This window comes from Bacillus thuringiensis, from assembly GCF_001595725.1.
GTDB classification, from domain to species: Bacteria; Bacillota; Bacilli; order Bacillales; family Bacillaceae_G; genus Bacillus_A; species Bacillus_A thuringiensis_K.
Window position 1 is genome coordinate 1,052,436 of record NZ_CP014282.1, and the last position, 16,902, is coordinate 1,069,337.

Below are 16,902 nucleotides of genomic sequence, written 5' to 3' on the forward strand. Positions count from 1 at the left end.
AAAATACTTATTCGCTAATAAACATATATAAGTTATTTGGCTTTATAACAGCATCTCCTGCATAAATAACCCATTCTGTTAAGTTATCAAAATCTAAATGATAACTATTTCCTTCACTCATATCTTCTATGAAATATGGTTCATTAATGAGTATTCCTTGAATGAAATCTTCCGTAATGTTTTGCATTTCAAACCACATATGTTCACTTTTTCCTTCTTCGTAGGAGACACCAAACTTAGCAAGGAAACGAAAATCTTCATTTGATTGTTCAATGTGAAAAATGTTGCTGAAATACCCAAAAGTATTTTTCGCATTGTAAGCCATACGATCGGTTTCACTATTTGTTTTATAGAACATGAGCCCTGTAGCTTCCTCGTGTTCTTTGAAAAAACTTTCAATATATTCTTCTGAAGTATTAAATTTGAATAAGAGAACGGATGGAGATTGATGGTATTCATCTCGGGCATCCATTCCGCCTAAGAATGCATTTTGTGAATCTATTGGTTGTAGACTCACTTCCTCATCTTCGATTGAAGATAATTGGTCCATACTCGTTTTATGCCCTATATAAGATAATCCTTTTTCCCACGGAACAGCGACTGTATGTATAGAACCTTGCTGACTATGCGCGATAACGATAGGCTCATTCATAGGGACTTGTCCATTCTCAACGGCATTATTAGCAAATGTTTGAAAGAGATCGCTAATGCCGTAGTAGGAAGAAATGCGATTTGGAATAATTAACTCTATTTCAGTTACGCCTGCTCTTAAAAGACCATGTGTATGAAACCAATATTGCGTAGGCTTACCGTCTTTATCGTCTTCATAAACGGAATGAATAACGTATAAGTCAGGAATGTCAGGTAATAATTCATTTTCAACGTGATATTCAATATAGCTTCTAGATATCACTTTCATTGCTGCACTTGAATCGATTACAAATAACAAATCTGGGGCGAGATTCCATAAGAACTGTAACTGCTGGAAAAAGCAGTCCAGTACATCGCCTACAAATAGCGTACGAGTGAAAATTTCAGTGCCGAAAGCTGCATCTTCAAAATTACGATCTACGATTGTAGTATCTTGTCTATTGTACATTTTATATCCTTCTGGATCGTTCGGTTCATCAATATGCAGTTCATACGGTATGACTGTTTCACCCATATGTAATTCAACAATAAGGCTTGTCTCATCACTATAAACAATTTTTAAATCATCAACTTTAGTAGCGATCGTTTCTAGTCGCTGTTTTAACTGCTCAATTGTAATTCTAGTTGGTATAACGGCAATCATATCTGAAAAATGACGTTCTAATGTTCCATTCATAGCTGCGCGGTATGTTTCTGTTTGCACTTCCATCCAATCACTCCTATTCAAATGAATCCATTTTACATGCCAATTAAATGTCGATATTTTCTGTTTTCTCTCTCTAACATTATAGAGTGTATTTGTAGAAGGTGTAAAATTATTATTTTGTATTATAGTTTGAAAGCTTGTAAATTAAATAAATCTTTTGTAAAATTTGTCGAAATATAGTTCTATATAACGAATCATTTGTTATGATAGAAATGCTGAGAAAATATGAAATAGAGAGAGGAAAATGGCTGTGAAGAAATTGTTAAGTGTCTTTTTATCATTCTTGCTATTGCTTTCATTTACTGGAACTTTAGCGCAAGCAGAAGAAACTGCTTCTATGTCAGTAGAAAAAGCAATTGAAGTATTTAAGCAGCAAGGGAAAACGAAGGGGATAGTAGAAGGATATATTGTTGGATATACGCAAAGTTCTTCTAAATATACGAAGGATCCAGCTAAGTTTGATGATACAAACGTAGCAATTGCAGATTCGCCAAACGAAACGAATCCAGACAAAATCATGCCCGTTCAGTTACCGAAAGGTGATGTGAGAACGGCAGTGAATGTAAAAGATCACCCTGAAAATATCGGGAAGAAAGTTATTTTGACTGGGACTCTTGAATTATATTTTAGTAACCCAGGTCTAAAATCAGTAACAGCTTATAAGTTTCAAGGTGAAGGACAAAACCGTGTTAGCGATGTAGTAGCTTCACCGAACGGTGGAGAAGTTGCTAAAGGAACAGCGGTAACATTAACGACGAATACAGAGGGAGCAACAATCTACTATACGTTAGATGGCTCTAATCCTACTAATAAAGGTGTTCGTTATAATGGACAAATTATAGTGAATGAAAATAGTGTAGTGAAAGCAATCGCAGAAAAAGAAGGACTTACTTCTTCAGCAATTTCGACATTTTCATTTATTATCGTAAATAATGAACAGGTTCGTATTCATGACATTCAAGGAAAATCACATATGTCTCCTTACAACGGGAAGAAAGTATACAATGTGGAAGGCGTTGTCACAGCGCTTGATAAAAACGGCTTTTATATAGAAGATAATCAACCAGATAATGATCCAGCTACTTCAGAAGGTATGTACGTATATAAAAAAGATGCGAATGTAGCAGTAGGAGATCTTATTCAAGTTGATGGAGTAGTAGAAGAATATGTTGGACCAGGATATGCAGAGCGATTTGAAACAGACTTAACGACGACAGAAATTAAGGCGAGTCGCGTTGCTGTAGTCGCAAAAGATCAACCTTTACCAGCACCGATCATACTTGGAGAAAACGGTGTGAAAATCCCGGACCAGATTATTGATAATGATGCATTTGGTTTATTTGATCCAACTGAAGATGCAATCGACTTCTATGAAAGTATAGAAGGCATGCGTGTTACGATGCCAACACCAAAAATCATTACACCTCAGAAAAACGGAAATTTATATGTAACAGTAAAAAATGGTGGAGATAAAATAGTAACACAATATGGAACACCTCTATTAGATGAAAATCAATTAAACCCAGAGCGCCTTTCTGTAAAAGTACCTCGCGATTATGTAGCAAAAGTAGGAGATACTTTCACTGGAGATATAACAGGGGTAGTCGGATATGATTACGGTTCGTTCCGCATTTCGCCAATAACGGAATTACCATCTGTAGTGGATGGTGGATTTAAGCAAGTAGGCGCAAATATTCAGCCTCGTCTTGATAAGTTAACAGTTGCTACATATAACATTGAAAACTTCTCGGCGAATAAAAAAGAAACAACAGATGAAAAGGTAAAAGCGTTAGCATATTCTATTAAATACAATTTAAAAATGCCAGATATTATCGGTGTAGAGGAAATGCAAGATAATAACGGATCAATTAATGACGGTACAACAGATGCGTCATTAAGCGCAAAACGTATCATTGATGCAGTTCTAGAAATTCGCGGGCCAAAGTATGAGTATGTAGAAATCGCTCCAAACAATAATCAAGACGGAGGAGCACCAGGAGCGAATATTCGCGTCGGTTTCTTCTATAATCCATCACGCGTGAAATTAGCGACGGTACCGAAGTTACTTGATAAAAATGTCGTTCGTATTGGAGACGAAAATCCATTATTTGAAAGTACACGTAAACCGTTAGCGGCAGAATTTACGTTCCAAGGACAAAACATTGTTGTCGTTGCAAATCACTTAAACTCAAAAATAGGAGATGCAACGCCATTTGGAAAAGTGCAGCCGCTCGTATTAAAAAGTGAAGACAAACGAATTCAGTTAGCGCAAGAAGTAAATCATTTCGTACAAGGAATTCAGAAAAAGAATACGAATGCACCAGTTGTCGTGTTAGGTGATATGAACGATTTCGAATTCTCTAAACCACTAAAAACACTAGAGGGAACAATCTTAAAAGATATGTTAAACACAGTACCGAAAGAGAATCGTTACACGTACATTCACGAAGGAAATGCGCAAGTGTTAGATCATATTTTAGTAACAAACAACATCGCACCGCACACAATTGTAGATCCAGTACACTTAAACTCAAACATAATGAAAGAGCACGGACGTGTAAGTGACCACGACCCAGTACTTGCTCAAATTGATTTGAAGAAGGCTTCTTAAAGTGGGGAACGCTTAGGTGACTAAGCGTTCTTTTTTTGCATCGTTATAGAATAGTATAAAGAGATGATTCCTTTTTTTGTAATCTAATGATAAAATTGATTGAATATTTAGTTTTTAACAAGGGGGACAACAATGCAGTTACAAATAAATGGAAAGGTAATGAATCAGTTTGCAATTTTTTTTAGTACGATCATCATGCTTCAGTTTGTAGCTGATATAACAGGACTTACAAGCAATCTAGATATTACGTATAACTTAATACATACAGCAGCTTCTTATATAACATTTAGTTTGGCGGTTATTTTCACTTTAATAGGTGCAAGAAGAGAATTAAGTAAATATGCAATTGTTTCATTATGTTTAGTTGTAGGTATTAAAGCGATTTATTTTGTAGCGGTCGTTATTTTATGGGGGTTGGCTGGTACACCGTAAGTGAATAGTAAATAAACCCTAATTTCCAATATAGTAAGGAAATTAGGGTTTTATTATACTTGAAACGCTTTTCTACACCGCTCTCTTTTTTGCAGTCTTCTTTTATATTTTTTTCTATCCCGCTTTACTCCTTGTATATACATAAGTAAGCTAACGAAAAGGAAGAAAGCACATTGCGTCATTAAAATATATGGTGACATGCCTTGCAATGGTTGTTTCGGATCATATAAATGAAAAGGTGCTCCGCCTATTGAAGGAAGTATTGTATTTAGCAGGACGTACGGAATGGAGGCGGCTGCAAATGGAAAGAGAATTGCCATATAGTCTTTTTGTGACCATACAGATGCAGCAAGTCCTAAAAGGGCCATTAAACCTGCAAATAAAAAATTAATTCCGATATATACAGTAATGTAAGTGAGAGGCGCATCAAAATATAGGTTTGCGAACATTCCATCAGCATTTATGATGCCTGACCCAACCGTAGGTGTTCCGTCTGGAATGGTTAATTTGCAAAATAATAACGATAAGATGAATGGAAGTGTATAAAGAAATCCTCCGCAAAAAAACGTAACGATATATTTCGCTACGGAATAAGGAAATATAGAAATCCCCTTACTCACAAACGGTTTAAAACCATCGGACTTATCCGAATTGTAACTTGTACTAAAGGGGAAACTCGCAATAACTGGCATTAATAATAAATAAACATCCATTTCATTGTCGCGAAATCCAATCCACTTTAAATCTGTTGATATAGGATCATTTGCTGCGTCTCCTAAATAACGAATTACATAATAATAGTGATAAATGCAAATAAGAACGAATCCACTAAGCATCATAATGAAAGAAATACGACTACAAAAAGCTTGCTTTATATTTAAACGAAGTGCACGCATCATGAATGAAAAAGCCTCCACTGTTTTGATAAACTTTTCTATTTTCTATATTACTATTAATTGTAAAGATTTTCTTGTTTTTTTTATTTGATTATTTAAAAAAGAGGAATTTTGTTGTTGTGAAGTAAGGTTAGCTGGAATTAATTTTTTCTAAAATATGGTTGACAATTAAGTATTACATTTGTAATCTTAATTGTAGATTACGAATGTAATACTTAGGAGTGAAACATACGATGACAAATCAATTACCTAAAATATCTGAAGCAGAATTAGAAATTATGAAAGTACTTTGGTCGAATTCTCCACAAACAGCGAATGAAATTATAGAAGAACTGGAAGATACAATGGACTGGAAACCAAAAACAATCCGCACATTAATTAATCGATTAGTACAAAAGGAAGCCGTTTCTTACCATCAAGATAAAGGGCGAATGTATGCCTATTATCCGTTAGTATCACAAGATAATTATTTGCAAGTGGAAACGAAATCTTTACTAAAGCGTTTTTGCGGTGCAGCGTTTAAACCATTACTTGTTAATTTCTTAAAAGAGGAGAAATTATCTTCAGAAGATATTAATGAATTAAAACGCATTTTAGATGAGAAGACAGAGGAGAATAAGAGGAAGGATCGATAAAAATGATAAACACGCTTATAAATGTATACCTTCCTCATTTTTTTGATTGGCTTATAGAAACGTCACTTATGGCTAGCATATTAGTTGGATTTATTTTATGTATAAAAGTTCTATTTAGAAATAAATTAACCCCCCGGTGGCAATATATGCTGTGGATCGTATTAATGATAAGACTCCTTTTACCGTGGTCGCCAGATAGCTCTTATAGCATTTACTCATTACTTTCCTATCGTTCTAGTGTATCGGAAGTGATTCCGAAAAATATGCCGGCTACTGAGAATATAGAGAACATAGAAAGCGACCGTAAAGTGGAATTGGAATCAAATCCTAAAATGGTGACAAAAACTAGCGAACCGGAAGTAGAAGTCAGTTTGGAAAAACAGACTACATTTTCTTTATACAAACTTGCTTTGTATGTTTGGCTAGCTGGGGTAATCATATTAGCAACCATCACGTTTCTTACAAATAGACGGTTATATTCGTACATAAAGAAACAACCCGATATTACAGATGAACAGGCCATTACAGTGTTTAATCGCTGTAAGCAGTCTATGAAAATGAAGAAGGCAGTTTCGTTACGTCTAGCGGGAAAGATTGCGAGCCCAACTGTGTTTAGTTTCTTTCGTCCGAAAGTATTACTATCAAAAAAACATATGAAAGTATTAAATGAGCAACAATTACAATATGTCTTTTACCATGAGTTAGCTCATATTAAGAGAAACGATGTAGCTGTAAATTGGATTATGTACAGTTTAATCCTATTAAATTGGTTCAATCCGATTCTTTGGTACGCCTATTTTTGTATGCGAGAAGATCAAGAATTAGCCTGTGATGCATATGCACTTACTTTTATAGATAAAGAGGAACAAATTGCATACGGTCATACAATTATTACCCTTTTAGAACACTATTCCTATCAAGTACCAAGCCTAGCAAATTTAAGTAGAAATAAACGAACACTAAAAAGGAGAATCATTATGATTAAAAAATTCCAAAAGAAATCGTATCGTCTTTCTTTACTTGGAGTGATTGCTATAGTTGCTATTGCATCCCTTTTTTTATTCAATGCACGTGCAACGGAAGGGAAAGAAAAGCAAGAGGATAAAGTGGAGCAGTCAAAGGATGCTTTCCAAAATGCTGTAGATATGCTGTTTGGTACAGAAGAAAATGCGAAAAAAGAATATAGGTATTCAGCAAGAGTGTATGAAAATAAGACAGATTATTTATATTTAGCTGAAAAGGCTTTAACAAAAGATGAGTTTCAACAGTACATAAAATTGTATAAAGAAATTATTAATATACAGAAAAAAGGTGCTCCGAGAGATTCTGACTACGAGTCAATATTTTTTAGGGAAGAACGTTTAACAGAAGCTGATCGTGAAAAATTATATGCACTTTATGATCAATCAAAACCGTTTAATGACAAAGTGGAAGAATCTTTAAATTACACGGTAAAGGAAGCGCAGGAACATGTAGATTTTCAAATTAAGAAGCCAACTTACACAATTGAAGGCTACGATCTAAAGGAGGAAAAGGTAAGTTGTTTTATTAAGAGAAGACCTGAGTTAATTATTGAATTAGAGTATACAAACGGAAAAGGAAACTATACAACTTATCAATCACAAGTATTTGGAGAAAGTAAAGATCCGTTCCATGCTTTATTTGTTGTAGAAGAAAATATTGAACAGTACGAATTAGAAGGTAATCAAATATTCTATGCGACTCATAACTCAGATAGGAATTTACAAGGTATGAAGATGATTGTTCCTGCAAAAGGGAAAGATAGTGCATATCAAATTGTTATTATTAATCATAGTTTAGAGAACCCAGGAGAAGCAGTATTCGATAAAAATGTAAATAAAGAAGAATTAGAGAAAATTATGCTTTCTATGTTGAAATAGTAAAAAGGTGTTCTTAAGATGTATATCTCTAGAACATCTTTTCCTTTTCTCTTTTCTTCTGATAAACTATGGAAAGTATGATATACAATGACTGAAATTTTTTTATACTGGAAATAATAAAAAGAGAACTTGTATAGAATGTAAGCGTGTGGTAATATCAAAGATGTACCGATTGACTATATTATCCAATTGGTCATTTTTGGAGGTGATGATGTGGCAATAGATCGAAAACGTTCTATTATTGAGGCTGCAACAAAGTCTTTTTCAGCGTTTGGTTATAAAGCAACAACGATGGATCAAGTAGCGAAGTTAGCGAATGTAGGAAAAGGAACGATTTATACTTTTTTCAAAAATAAAGAAGAGCTATTTGGTGAAATTATTTCTAATTTAATTACAGAAATGAAGCAAGTTGCAGAAAATGCAATTCGTTCAGATGTTTCATTTTTTGAAAATGTACATAGAGCATTATATAGCATCTTGGAATTTAGAAAAGAACATCAGCTCATGATTAAATTAATTCAAGAAGAGCGCGATATGGGAACGAAAGAAGTACAAGAAGTTATGCAACAAGTTGATGTGGAAATCGTTTCTGTTATTCAATCGTATTTAAAGATTGCGATTGAAAAAGGTGAAATTAGCAAATGTGATCCGGAAATTACAGCATTTATTATGCTTCGTCTATATGTATCGCTTATTTTTGATTGGGAAAAAAATCACAAACCGCTAGAAAAAGAAAAAATTGCAGAATTATTTGAACTTTATTTATTAAAAGGATTGTCAAATTAAGATAATCCTTTTAATATTATAAAATATGACTAAATGAACAAAACGGTCATATATTTAATTTAAGGAGGGAAAATAATTTCATATTGAGTAAAAGTTGCATAGTATAAATTCGGGGATAAGGCATATGTATGAATAAATATAGCCTTTTTATTTGGGTGAAAATGACTAAATGAACATTTTAGTCATTTGAAAGAGGGGGAGTAAAGATGAAATGGAATCAGTTACTTCGGAAAGAGTTTACTGAAATTATAAAAAGTAAAAAAATATTAATTCCAATTATCGCGGTTTTATTCGTACCAATTTTATATGCAGGTATGTTTTTATGGGCTTTTTGGGATCCATATAAACAGTTAGATGATTTACCAGTTGCGGTAGTCAATTTAGATAAAGGTGCAGTATTTGATGGGAAACCAATTGAGGTCGGAAAAGGGCTCGTTGATAACTTAAAAGATAATACAAGTTTCAAATGGGAATTTGTAAGTGAAAAAGAAGCGAAAAAAGGAATGGAAGGTAGAAAGTATTACATGTTAGTGCGCATTCCAGATGACTTCTCAAGTAACGCTACAACATTATTAAAAGATGATCCAAAACCATTAAACTTAGAATACATTCCAAACGAAAGTTTAAACTTCCTATCTTCACAAATTGGCGGAACAGCCATTGAAAAAATTAAAGGTGAAGTATCAAGTACGTTAACGAAAACATATGCAGAGAAAATGTTTGATTCCATTCAAGACGTCTCAAAAGGATTAGCAGATGGAGCGGAAGGTGCAAATAAACTACACGACGGATCAAGTGAGCTGCATGATGGTTCAAGTAAAGTGACAGATGGCCTTCATACACTGCAAGGGAAGTCTGGGGAGATGAAGGATGGGGTTGGAAAACTATTTGATGGATCAGGGAAAGTGACAGCAGGTTTAAATACGTTAAATAGCAAAAACGGTGAAATGCAAATAGGTATCGGGAAATTAGTGGATGGATCAGGAAAAGTAACAGATGGTTTACATGCACTAAATAGTAATACAGGTATCGGAAAATTAGTAGATGGCTCCGGAAAAGTAACAGACGGTTTACATGCACTAAATAGCAATTCAGGTATTGGGAAATTAGTAGACGGATCGGGCAAAGTAACAGACGGTTTAAATACGTTAAATAGTAAAACGGGTGAGTTGCGTGATGGATCTGAGAAAGTGACCGGTGGCTTGAACAAATTAATAAGTAAATCCGGTGAATTAAAAACAGGAACAACGGACCTATCAAATGGTATGGGAAAACTTGTTGAAGGGCAAAGCCAATTAGAGGAAGGTTCTCAAGCGATCCAAAAGGGATTGCAAGAGTTAAATAGTAACGTACAAAAGTCTGCTGCAGGCTTAGAGGAAATGCAGTCGAAAGTTCCTTCTATATTGAATACAGTAAATGAAAAAATAGATGGAGCTGGGGAGAATGTAAATCAGTTAAATGAACTTACGCAATCAACAGCAGGAGATGCTAAAACTGCAGCGCAAGATGTAGCGAATTTACAAAAGCAAATTGAAAGTTTACCAAAAGAATATCAAGAGCAGTTACAGCCATTCGTAACAAGTGCTGTAAAAAGTACAGCGACAGTTCAGCAAAAAGCTGCCGGAGTAGCAGGTGGAACAAATAAATTAAATGAAGAAGTGAAACAATTAAAAGGTGAAATACATCAAACAACAAATGGGTTGCAAAAAAACTTACCAAATCCAGCAGGGATAAAAACTCTAGCAGGTGGTATTGAGAAACTAACGAGCGCACAAAATGAATTTGTTAGTAAGTTTCATGGATTTGGTGAGGGATTAGATAATGCAAAAATAGGTGCCGATAAATTAAAAGATGGATCAGTTCAATTAATTGATGGAGTAACGCAATTACAAAGTGGCTCTGGAAAAGTGACAGCAGGATTAGGTCAATTATCTGCAGGAGTAAATCAATTAGCAGATGGGTCTGGTCAAGTAACAGGCGGTTTAGGAACATTATCTGTAGGAGTAAATCAATTAGCAGATGGGTCTGGTCAAGTAACAGGCGGTTTAGGGACATTATCTGTAGGTGTAACGAAATTAGCAGATGGCTCAAGCCAAGTAACAGGTGGTTTAGGAACATTATCTGTAGGAGCAAACCAAATGGCAGGTGGAGTAAATCAATTAGCAGATGGCTCCGGTCAAGTAACAACAGGCTTAGGTGCATTATCAACTGGCTCAACCCAGCTAATCGACGGCGTAAATAAACTAGCAGACGGATCAGGAAAAGTAACTGATGGACTAGTGAAAGTAAATGATGGTTCAGGTGAACTTGCAGAGAAACTTGGCGAAGGGGCAGAGAAAACTGGTGAAGTAAAAGGAACGGAGAAAACGTATGATATGTTTGCAAGCCCTGTAAAAGTGAAAACGGAGAAAATGGCGGAAGTTCCAAACTACGGGACTGGATTTACGCCGTATTTCTTATCACTTGGTTTATTTGTTGGGGCATTATTATTATCAATCGTATATCCATTACGTGATACAGTCGGTGTTCCAAAATCAGGGTTTAGCTGGTTTATTAGTAAGTTCGGTGTTTTACTATCAGTCGGTATTATTCAAGCGATAGTAGCAGATATTATATTACTATTCGGATTAGGTGTAGAAGTACAAAGTATTCCGTATTTCATACTCTTTAGCATCGTTACAAGTTTAGCGTTTATCGCGTTAATTCAATGTTTAGTAACAGCATTCGGTGATGCAGGGCGTTTCATTGCTATCATCACATTAATTATTCAGCTTACAACAAGTGCTGGAACATTCCCATTAGAGTTGATTCCGAAGTTTTTACAACCATTCAATGCGTGGTTACCGATGACATACTCTGTATCAGGATTGAAAGCAGTCGTATCAAGTGGAGACTTTAATTTCATGTGGCAAAACATAGGAATGCTCATGATCTTTATCGTTGTATTATCACTTGGAACGATCGCTTCCTTAACTTTGATGCACAAACGAAAATTTAAAAATGTTGCTGAAAATCAATCGGTTGAAGCGTAAAAAAAAAGCACCTTTTTGGTGCTTTTTTATTTTAATAGAGGGCATCTTTTCCTTAGTTCATCTATAAATCTTTCTAAAACCTATAAAAACGAAAGAAAAGGAATTACAACAATTTACAGAGAAACATAGGGTAGAGGAGTTGATATGATGAAAGGCAATCTTACTTATTATTTTATCCTAAATCCGCTAATAATCTTTCTTGTTTATGCCCTTTCACCTATATTGTTTGATAAAGAAGTATATACAAGTATGAAAGATGCATTTGGAATACTTACGTTCTACTATGTGTTAATGGGTGGATATTACTTTATTGATATTTTAAGTGAAAAGATAAAGAAAAAAAGTGATGGAGGATAAAAAATGACTGGAAGTGAAATGAAATTCCGTAATACGACCATTCGTAACTTTTTCGATAAAGAGGATCGCTTAAAATCGATTCCAGGTTAAAAGAAGAAAAAACTAGTATTGTTAGAGCATTTAATTAGCAAGTTAAATGCTGAAAATCAATATACAGAAAAAGAAATTAATACATTTATAAAACAATATCATGATGATTTTTGTACAATTAGACGTGAATTTATTGTACAGGGGTTTATGGATAGAGAGGATAATATGTACCGTATAAACGGGAGAGAAGTTTGGACGAAGTGGGAGGAGTTAAAATAATGAATCAGCGAGGGGATCCCCGCTGATTATAAGCCTGTGCTAGTCTTGCTGTTTCTTTGTAGTAAGTCTATGAACGCTTCAACATTCGAACTTGTAATGTATCCAAGCGTTATATATTCATCTTCATAGTAAAATATTATTTTTTTGTCAAAGATTCTTCTCTTCGTTTCTATAGATAGAATTTTTTCATAATCAAATTCGGCAATGAATGTGTTTTTATATTGGCTAAAAAAGAGAAGTCTTTGATTAGTAGCAAGTAACATGCCAGGATACGGGACTTTATGCGTAATCATATAGCCAGTAAGTGAACATTTTAAAGTAGATAAAACCTTTTCTTCTTTATGTAATAGTTGTTTTGCAGCTGTTAAGATTGGATTCATTGCATACATTCCTTTTATTTTGATGTATGAATATTGTATCAAGAGTAAAAAGATTCTCAATATGCAATATTGCATATTGGACGTTTTATAGTTTTAATATTATTTTTAAAAAGAAAAAGTACGAGGTGATTCAATGATACGGTTAGTAAAAGAGACTGATGCAGAAGCAATTATGGATATTAGAAAAGAAATCATATTATCGGAAACTACTACAAAATTTTTTATAGTATCTCCAAAGAAATTACAAAATGATACGAATGCAGAAAGAGAAAAGATACGGAAAATTAATGAGAAAGGCAATCTTTACATAGTTTATGAAGTAGATAAAAAAGTGGTTGGCTTTTTACTTTTCAATCGATATGAATTAGACCGCTTACGACATGCAGGTACAATGGGAATGGGAATTAAAGAGGCGTACTGTAATCAAGGCATTGGTACGAAGTTAATTGAATTTCTTATTCGTTGGGCTAAAGAGCAGAAAGGTTTAGAGAAAATTTGCTTAGGCGTAGTTTCTATTAATGATAGGGCGATTAAGGTGTATAAACGTATGGGATTTGTAGAGGAAGGCAGACAAAGAAAGCAAATAAAGTATGAAGATGGATCATATGGAGATGACGTATTGATGGGGTTTTATATTGAATAAAGGATATATGGTATTAAGAAAAGGAATGTACCTAACGTAAATTTCTAAAAGCAGTATATTGCTCCTGCATTAACAGACTTTTTCCTATGTATAATATTAATATAGTAAAATCATAACAACCGATATTGCAGTTTCCAATAATATACTATATAATCAATTTAAGAAAACGTTTTCATGCAAAGGGGGAGAATTTCGTGTCGACTATAGAGGACGTGGCGAAATTAGCGGGGTTATCAAGGACAACGGTTTCTAGGGTGATTAATAATCATCCATATGTTTCAGATGAGAAGAAAAAAAGGGTTCAATTAGCAATGAAGCATTTAGGCTTCGTTCCTAATTCTGCGGCGAGAAGGCTTCGTAAACAAAAAACGGAAACAATTGCGGTGCTAGTTCCAAGGATTACAAATCCTTTCTTCAGTAGATTTATTGAAGCAATCGAGATTGCTGCTTCTGAACATAAATATAAACTGATTATTTGTCAAACAAGATATTTACCGGAAAAAGAGATGGAGTATTTACAATTATTATCTACGAAACAAGTAGATGGGATTATTCTATGTTCACTAGAAAACCCGTGGGAAGATGTAGAGCCATACTTACAGCACGGTCCAATCGTGTTGTGTAATGAATATATTGAGGAAGCAAATATTCCAACAGTGAAGTTTGATCATGCGCAAGGAGCATACATAGCTGCGAAGCATGTGTTAGATCAAGGATATCGTAATCTTATTTTTTGCCGTGGTAACGAAACCAAAGTCGTTAGCCAGCAGCGAAAAATGGGCTTTTTACGTGCAATAACTGAGAAGAGCCGCCAAGTAGAAGCGATTGACTTTCTTGAAAACGCTTTCTCTTGGGAAGATGGAAAACGAATATTCCATGAAGTATTAAAGGACAAAAAAAATCCTACCGCGATTTTGGCAGGAGGCGATGAGGTAGCAGCTGGAATTATCTCAGAGGCGAAACGCCATAACTGGAGCATTCCAGATGATCTTGCTGTTATCGGTTTTGATAATCAAATATTATCGCAGATTACAGAACCAGGTATTACGACAATTGAACAGCCAATTGATGAAATGGCCCGAAAAGTTGTCGACCTAATGATGGATAAAATCCATACGAAAAATTATCGAAAAAAAGAATTGTATGAGTTTGAACTGGAGCTCTTGGTGAAAGGTTCAACGATGAAGGATAAGATGTTATTAGCCTAGTAGACTATGTCTGCTAGGTTTTTTTATGTTCACAAACTACTATTCTTCGTGAACGCAATCGTCACATTTGTTATGGTATGCTTCGTGCTGCTCATCAATTTCTTTCCCGCAGTGTACGCAAGTTTTCGTCGGTAAATTTCTGAAAAACTCCATTGGTTGATCGATCATGTCAATCCCTCCATTTCCATTTCTTACTATTATTGTATTAGTACAAAAAATAAAAGTCAACAACTGTTTTATAACAAAATTGAAAATTAATGAAAAAGTTTAGGAAATGGATTATAGTTAACAATGTAGGATGTAAGTAAAACATGCATTTCTACTCGGTTTTAGAAAGGATGGATACATATGAAAATGACTGTTGTCGGCTTTTGGGGCGGCTTTCCAGAAGCGGGAGAAGCAACGTCGGGGTATTTGTTTGAACACGATGGTTTTCGTTTACTTGTAGACTGTGGTAGTGGTGTACTAGCACAGCTTCAAAAATATATAACACCATCTCATATAGATGCAGTTGTACTGTCACACTATCATCATGATCATGTTGCGGATATCGGGGTATTGCAATATGCGAGATTAATTATGAGCGGGGCGAAGGGGCAACTACCGGAATTACCAATATACGGCCATACCTTTGACGAGAATGGATTCCATTCTTTAACGCATGAACCACATACGAAAGGAATCGCGTACAATCCAGAAGAAACACTTCAAGTTGGACCGTTCTCGATTTCATTCTTAAAAACTGTTCATCCTGTTACATGCTTTGCGATGCGTATTACAGCTGGAGATGATGCTGTAGTATACAGCGCTGATTCAAGTTATATTCCTGAATTCATTCCATTCACGAAAGATGCTGATCTTTTCATTTGTGAGTGTAATATGTATGCACATCAAGAGGCTGCAAAAGCAGGGCATATGAATAGTACAGAAGTAGCAAGTATTGCGAAAGATGCAAATGTAAAAGAACTTTTATTAACGCACTTACCGCATACAGGCAACCCAGCTGATTTAGTAACAGAAGCAAAACAAATTTTCAGTGGCCATATTACGCTAGCGCATAGTGGCTACGTATGGAACTCATGAGGTGATACGATGTTATTTATTGATAATAAAGGAATTACAGACCCTAGAATAAACTTAGCAATTGAAGAATATTGTGTGAAGAATTTAGATATTAACGAAACATATTTACTGTTTTACATTAATGAGCCTTCGATAATCATTGGTAAAAACCAAAACACAGTAGAAGAAATTAATGCAGATTACGTAAAAGAAAAAGGTATTCATGTCGTTCGTCGTCTATCAGGTGGAGGCGCAGTATATCATGATTTAGGAAACTTAAACTTCAGTTTTATTACGAAAGATGATGGAGACAGTTTCAGCAACTTCAAAAAATTCACAGAGCCTGTAACGAAAGCGCTTAGTAAATTAGGTGTAAATGCAGAACTAAGTGGTCGTAACGACATTTTAGCTGAAGGTAGAAAAATTTCAGGTAACGCGCAGTTCTCAACGAAAGGTCGTATGTTCAGTCACGGTACGTTACTATTTGACTCTGAAATCGATCACGTCGTATCAGCATTAAAAGTAAAAATGGATAAGATTCAATCAAAAGGTATTAAATCAATCCGTAGCCGCGTTGCGAACATTACAGAGTTCCTAAACGAAGAAATGACGACAGAAGAGTTTAGACAACTTCTTCTAGAAACAATTTTCGAAGGAGAAACAGAAATCCCAACGTATGAATTAACAGAAGAGGATTGGAAAGAGATCCACAAACTTTCTGAAGAACGCTACCAAAATTGGGATTGGAACTACGGAAAATCACCGAAGTTCAACTTACAACATTCACACCGCTTCCCAGTTGGACAAGTTGACGTTCGTCTTGAGGTGAAAAAAGGAACAGTAACAGAATGCAAAATTTACGGTGACTTCTTCGGTTCACTAGATGTGCATGATATCGAAGAGCGTCTAACAGGCGTTCAATTCGATAAAGATGCATTCACTGTAGCTTTAGAAGGCGTAGATATCGCACGCTACTTCGGTAACATTACAACAGAAGATTTCTTACATTTATTCTTCTAAAAATGAGGGAGGCTGCCATAATGGGTAGCCTCTTTCTTTTTGTGTAGATTGTCAGATTTTGTCGGTAAGTCGATATAACTGGAAAATCGCCGATATAAATCGAGCTGCGCTGATATATTTGAAAAATCGCCGAGCTGCGCTGATATATTTGAAAAATCGCCGATATAAATCGAGCTGCGCTGATATATTTGAAAAATCGCCGATATAAATCGAGCTGCGCTGATATATTTGAAAAATCGCCGATATAAATCGAGCTGCGCTGATATATTTGAA

General features: G+C 35.0%; 15 protein-coding genes and 1 pseudogene. 12 read left to right on the plus strand and 4 right to left on the minus strand.

All coding sequences use genetic code 11. From position 1 onward, the window contains the following. Positions 1 to 7: 7 nt before the first annotated feature. The gene (locus AXW78_RS05310; protein WP_061883869.1) at positions 8 to 1,360 is read right to left on the minus strand and encodes a DUF4026 domain-containing protein; all 1,353 of its coding nucleotides are present in this window, start codon (positions 1,358 to 1,360) and stop codon (positions 8 to 10) included. A 241-nt stretch (positions 1,361 to 1,601) separates the two neighbouring features. Between AXW78_RS05310 and AXW78_RS05315 the strand changes: the two genes are divergently transcribed. Together AXW78_RS05315 and AXW78_RS05320 are read left to right on the plus strand one after the other, a co-directional pair. Further along, positions 1,602 to 3,968 (plus strand): DUF6359 domain-containing protein, encoded by a 2,367-nt coding sequence (locus tag AXW78_RS05315; protein WP_000279267.1) that lies wholly within the window; start codon positions 1,602 to 1,604, stop codon positions 3,966 to 3,968. 132 nt (positions 3,969 to 4,100) lie between these two features. Further along, entirely contained in the window at positions 4,101 to 4,400 is a 300-nt protein-coding gene (locus AXW78_RS05320; protein ID WP_001176844.1) for a hypothetical protein, read from the plus strand. A gap of 53 nt (positions 4,401 to 4,453) precedes the next feature. Here the strand turns inward: AXW78_RS05320 and AXW78_RS05325 are convergent, their stop codons facing one another. Then, positions 4,454 to 5,299 (minus strand): hypothetical protein, encoded by an 846-nt coding sequence (locus tag AXW78_RS05325; protein ID WP_061883870.1) that lies wholly within the window; start codon positions 5,297 to 5,299, stop codon positions 4,454 to 4,456. A gap of 230 nt (positions 5,300 to 5,529) precedes the next feature. On the opposite strand from AXW78_RS05325, the gene AXW78_RS05330 reads away from it, so the two are divergent. The 6 genes and pseudogenes from AXW78_RS05330 (at position 5,530) to AXW78_RS05355 (ending at position 12,316) form a co-directional block, all read left to right on the plus strand. Next, positions 5,530 to 5,931 (plus strand): BlaI/MecI/CopY family transcriptional regulator, encoded by a 402-nt coding sequence (locus tag AXW78_RS05330; protein ID WP_000184507.1) that lies wholly within the window; start codon positions 5,530 to 5,532, stop codon positions 5,929 to 5,931. Between the two features lie 2 nt (positions 5,932 to 5,933). Beyond that, entirely contained in the window at positions 5,934 to 7,832 is a 1,899-nt protein-coding gene (locus AXW78_RS05335; RefSeq protein ID WP_061883871.1) for a M56 family metallopeptidase, read from the plus strand. 213 nt (positions 7,833 to 8,045) lie between these two features. Continuing rightward, positions 8,046 to 8,618, plus strand: a complete 573-nt coding sequence (locus tag AXW78_RS05340) for a TetR/AcrR family transcriptional regulator (protein WP_061883872.1) — start codon at positions 8,046 to 8,048, stop codon at positions 8,616 to 8,618. Positions 8,619 to 8,824: 206 nt separating this feature from the next. Further along, positions 8,825 to 11,650 carry a YhgE/Pip domain-containing protein gene (locus AXW78_RS05345; RefSeq protein WP_061883873.1) on the plus strand — a complete coding sequence of 942 codons (2,826 nt, stop codon included), beginning with the start codon at positions 8,825 to 8,827 and terminating at the stop codon, positions 11,648 to 11,650. 144 nt (positions 11,651 to 11,794) lie between these two features. Beyond that, on the plus strand, positions 11,795 to 12,007 hold the full coding sequence (locus tag AXW78_RS05350; RefSeq protein WP_002163884.1) for a hypothetical protein: 213 nt from the start codon (positions 11,795 to 11,797) through the stop codon (positions 12,005 to 12,007). Between the two features lie 3 nt (positions 12,008 to 12,010). Then, positions 12,011 to 12,316: pseudogene (locus tag AXW78_RS05355) on the plus strand (DUF2087 domain-containing protein). Between the two features lie 26 nt (positions 12,317 to 12,342). On the opposite strand, the gene AXW78_RS05360 reads toward AXW78_RS05355, so the two are convergent. Continuing rightward, positions 12,343 to 12,696 carry a PH domain-containing protein gene (locus AXW78_RS05360; protein ID WP_001068226.1) on the minus strand — a complete coding sequence of 118 codons (354 nt, stop codon included), beginning with the start codon at positions 12,694 to 12,696 and terminating at the stop codon, positions 12,343 to 12,345. Between the two features lie 133 nt (positions 12,697 to 12,829). On the opposite strand from AXW78_RS05360, the gene AXW78_RS05365 reads away from it, so the two are divergent. Both AXW78_RS05365 and AXW78_RS05370 read left to right on the plus strand, forming a co-directional pair. Next, positions 12,830 to 13,339 carry a GNAT family N-acetyltransferase gene (locus AXW78_RS05365; RefSeq protein ID WP_000620464.1) on the plus strand — a complete coding sequence of 170 codons (510 nt, stop codon included), beginning with the start codon at positions 12,830 to 12,832 and terminating at the stop codon, positions 13,337 to 13,339. Between the two features lie 194 nt (positions 13,340 to 13,533). Then, a complete protein-coding gene (locus tag AXW78_RS05370; RefSeq protein WP_000103715.1) occupies positions 13,534 to 14,547 on the plus strand; it encodes a LacI family DNA-binding transcriptional regulator in 1,014 nt (337 codons plus the stop codon). Positions 14,548 to 14,586: 39 nt separating this feature from the next. Here the strand turns inward: AXW78_RS05370 and yhfH are convergent, their stop codons facing one another. After that, the gene (yhfH, locus tag AXW78_RS05375) at positions 14,587 to 14,715 is read right to left on the minus strand and encodes a protein YhfH (RefSeq protein ID WP_061883874.1); all 129 of its coding nucleotides are present in this window, start codon (positions 14,713 to 14,715) and stop codon (positions 14,587 to 14,589) included. A 180-nt stretch (positions 14,716 to 14,895) separates the two neighbouring features. Here yhfH and AXW78_RS05380 point away from each other — a divergent pair, with 180 nt between their 5' ends. Further along, positions 14,896 to 15,630: an MBL fold metallo-hydrolase gene (locus AXW78_RS05380; protein ID WP_000784679.1), complete on the plus strand. Its 735-nt coding sequence runs from the start codon at positions 14,896 to 14,898 to the stop codon at positions 15,628 to 15,630. Between the two features lie 9 nt (positions 15,631 to 15,639). After that, on the plus strand, positions 15,640 to 16,629 hold the full coding sequence (locus tag AXW78_RS05385; protein ID WP_000897281.1) for a lipoate--protein ligase: 990 nt from the start codon (positions 15,640 to 15,642) through the stop codon (positions 16,627 to 16,629). The last annotated feature ends 273 nt before the right edge of the window (positions 16,630 to 16,902 follow it).

What these genes read in the sequence shown, in the direction of transcription:
- AXW78_RS05310 (WP_061883869.1), bottom strand. Translation starts at nt 1,360, where the DNA reads ATGGAAGTGCAAACAGAAACATACCGCGCAGCTATGAATGGAACATTA.
- AXW78_RS05315 (WP_000279267.1), top strand. Translation starts at nt 1,602, where the DNA reads ATGGCTGTGAAGAAATTGTTAAGTGTCTTTTTATCATTCTTGCTATTG.
- AXW78_RS05320 (WP_001176844.1), top strand. Translation starts at nt 4,101, where the DNA reads ATGCAGTTACAAATAAATGGAAAGGTAATGAATCAGTTTGCAATTTTT.
- AXW78_RS05325 (WP_061883870.1), bottom strand. Translation starts at nt 5,299, where the DNA reads ATGATGCGTGCACTTCGTTTAAATATAAAGCAAGCTTTTTGTAGTCGT.
- AXW78_RS05330 (WP_000184507.1), top strand. Translation starts at nt 5,530, where the DNA reads ATGACAAATCAATTACCTAAAATATCTGAAGCAGAATTAGAAATTATG.
- AXW78_RS05335 (WP_061883871.1), top strand. Translation starts at nt 5,934, where the DNA reads ATGATAAACACGCTTATAAATGTATACCTTCCTCATTTTTTTGATTGG.
- AXW78_RS05345 (WP_061883873.1), top strand. Translation starts at nt 8,825, where the DNA reads ATGAAATGGAATCAGTTACTTCGGAAAGAGTTTACTGAAATTATAAAA.
- AXW78_RS05350 (WP_002163884.1), top strand. Translation starts at nt 11,795, where the DNA reads ATGATGAAAGGCAATCTTACTTATTATTTTATCCTAAATCCGCTAATA.
- AXW78_RS05360 (WP_001068226.1), bottom strand. Translation starts at nt 12,696, where the DNA reads ATGAATCCAATCTTAACAGCTGCAAAACAACTATTACATAAAGAAGAA.
- AXW78_RS05365 (WP_000620464.1), top strand. Translation starts at nt 12,830, where the DNA reads ATGATACGGTTAGTAAAAGAGACTGATGCAGAAGCAATTATGGATATT.
- yhfH (WP_061883874.1), bottom strand. Translation starts at nt 14,715, where the DNA reads ATGATCGATCAACCAATGGAGTTTTTCAGAAATTTACCGACGAAAACT.
- AXW78_RS05380 (WP_000784679.1), top strand. Translation starts at nt 14,896, where the DNA reads ATGAAAATGACTGTTGTCGGCTTTTGGGGCGGCTTTCCAGAAGCGGGA.
- AXW78_RS05385 (WP_000897281.1), top strand. Translation starts at nt 15,640, where the DNA reads ATGTTATTTATTGATAATAAAGGAATTACAGACCCTAGAATAAACTTA.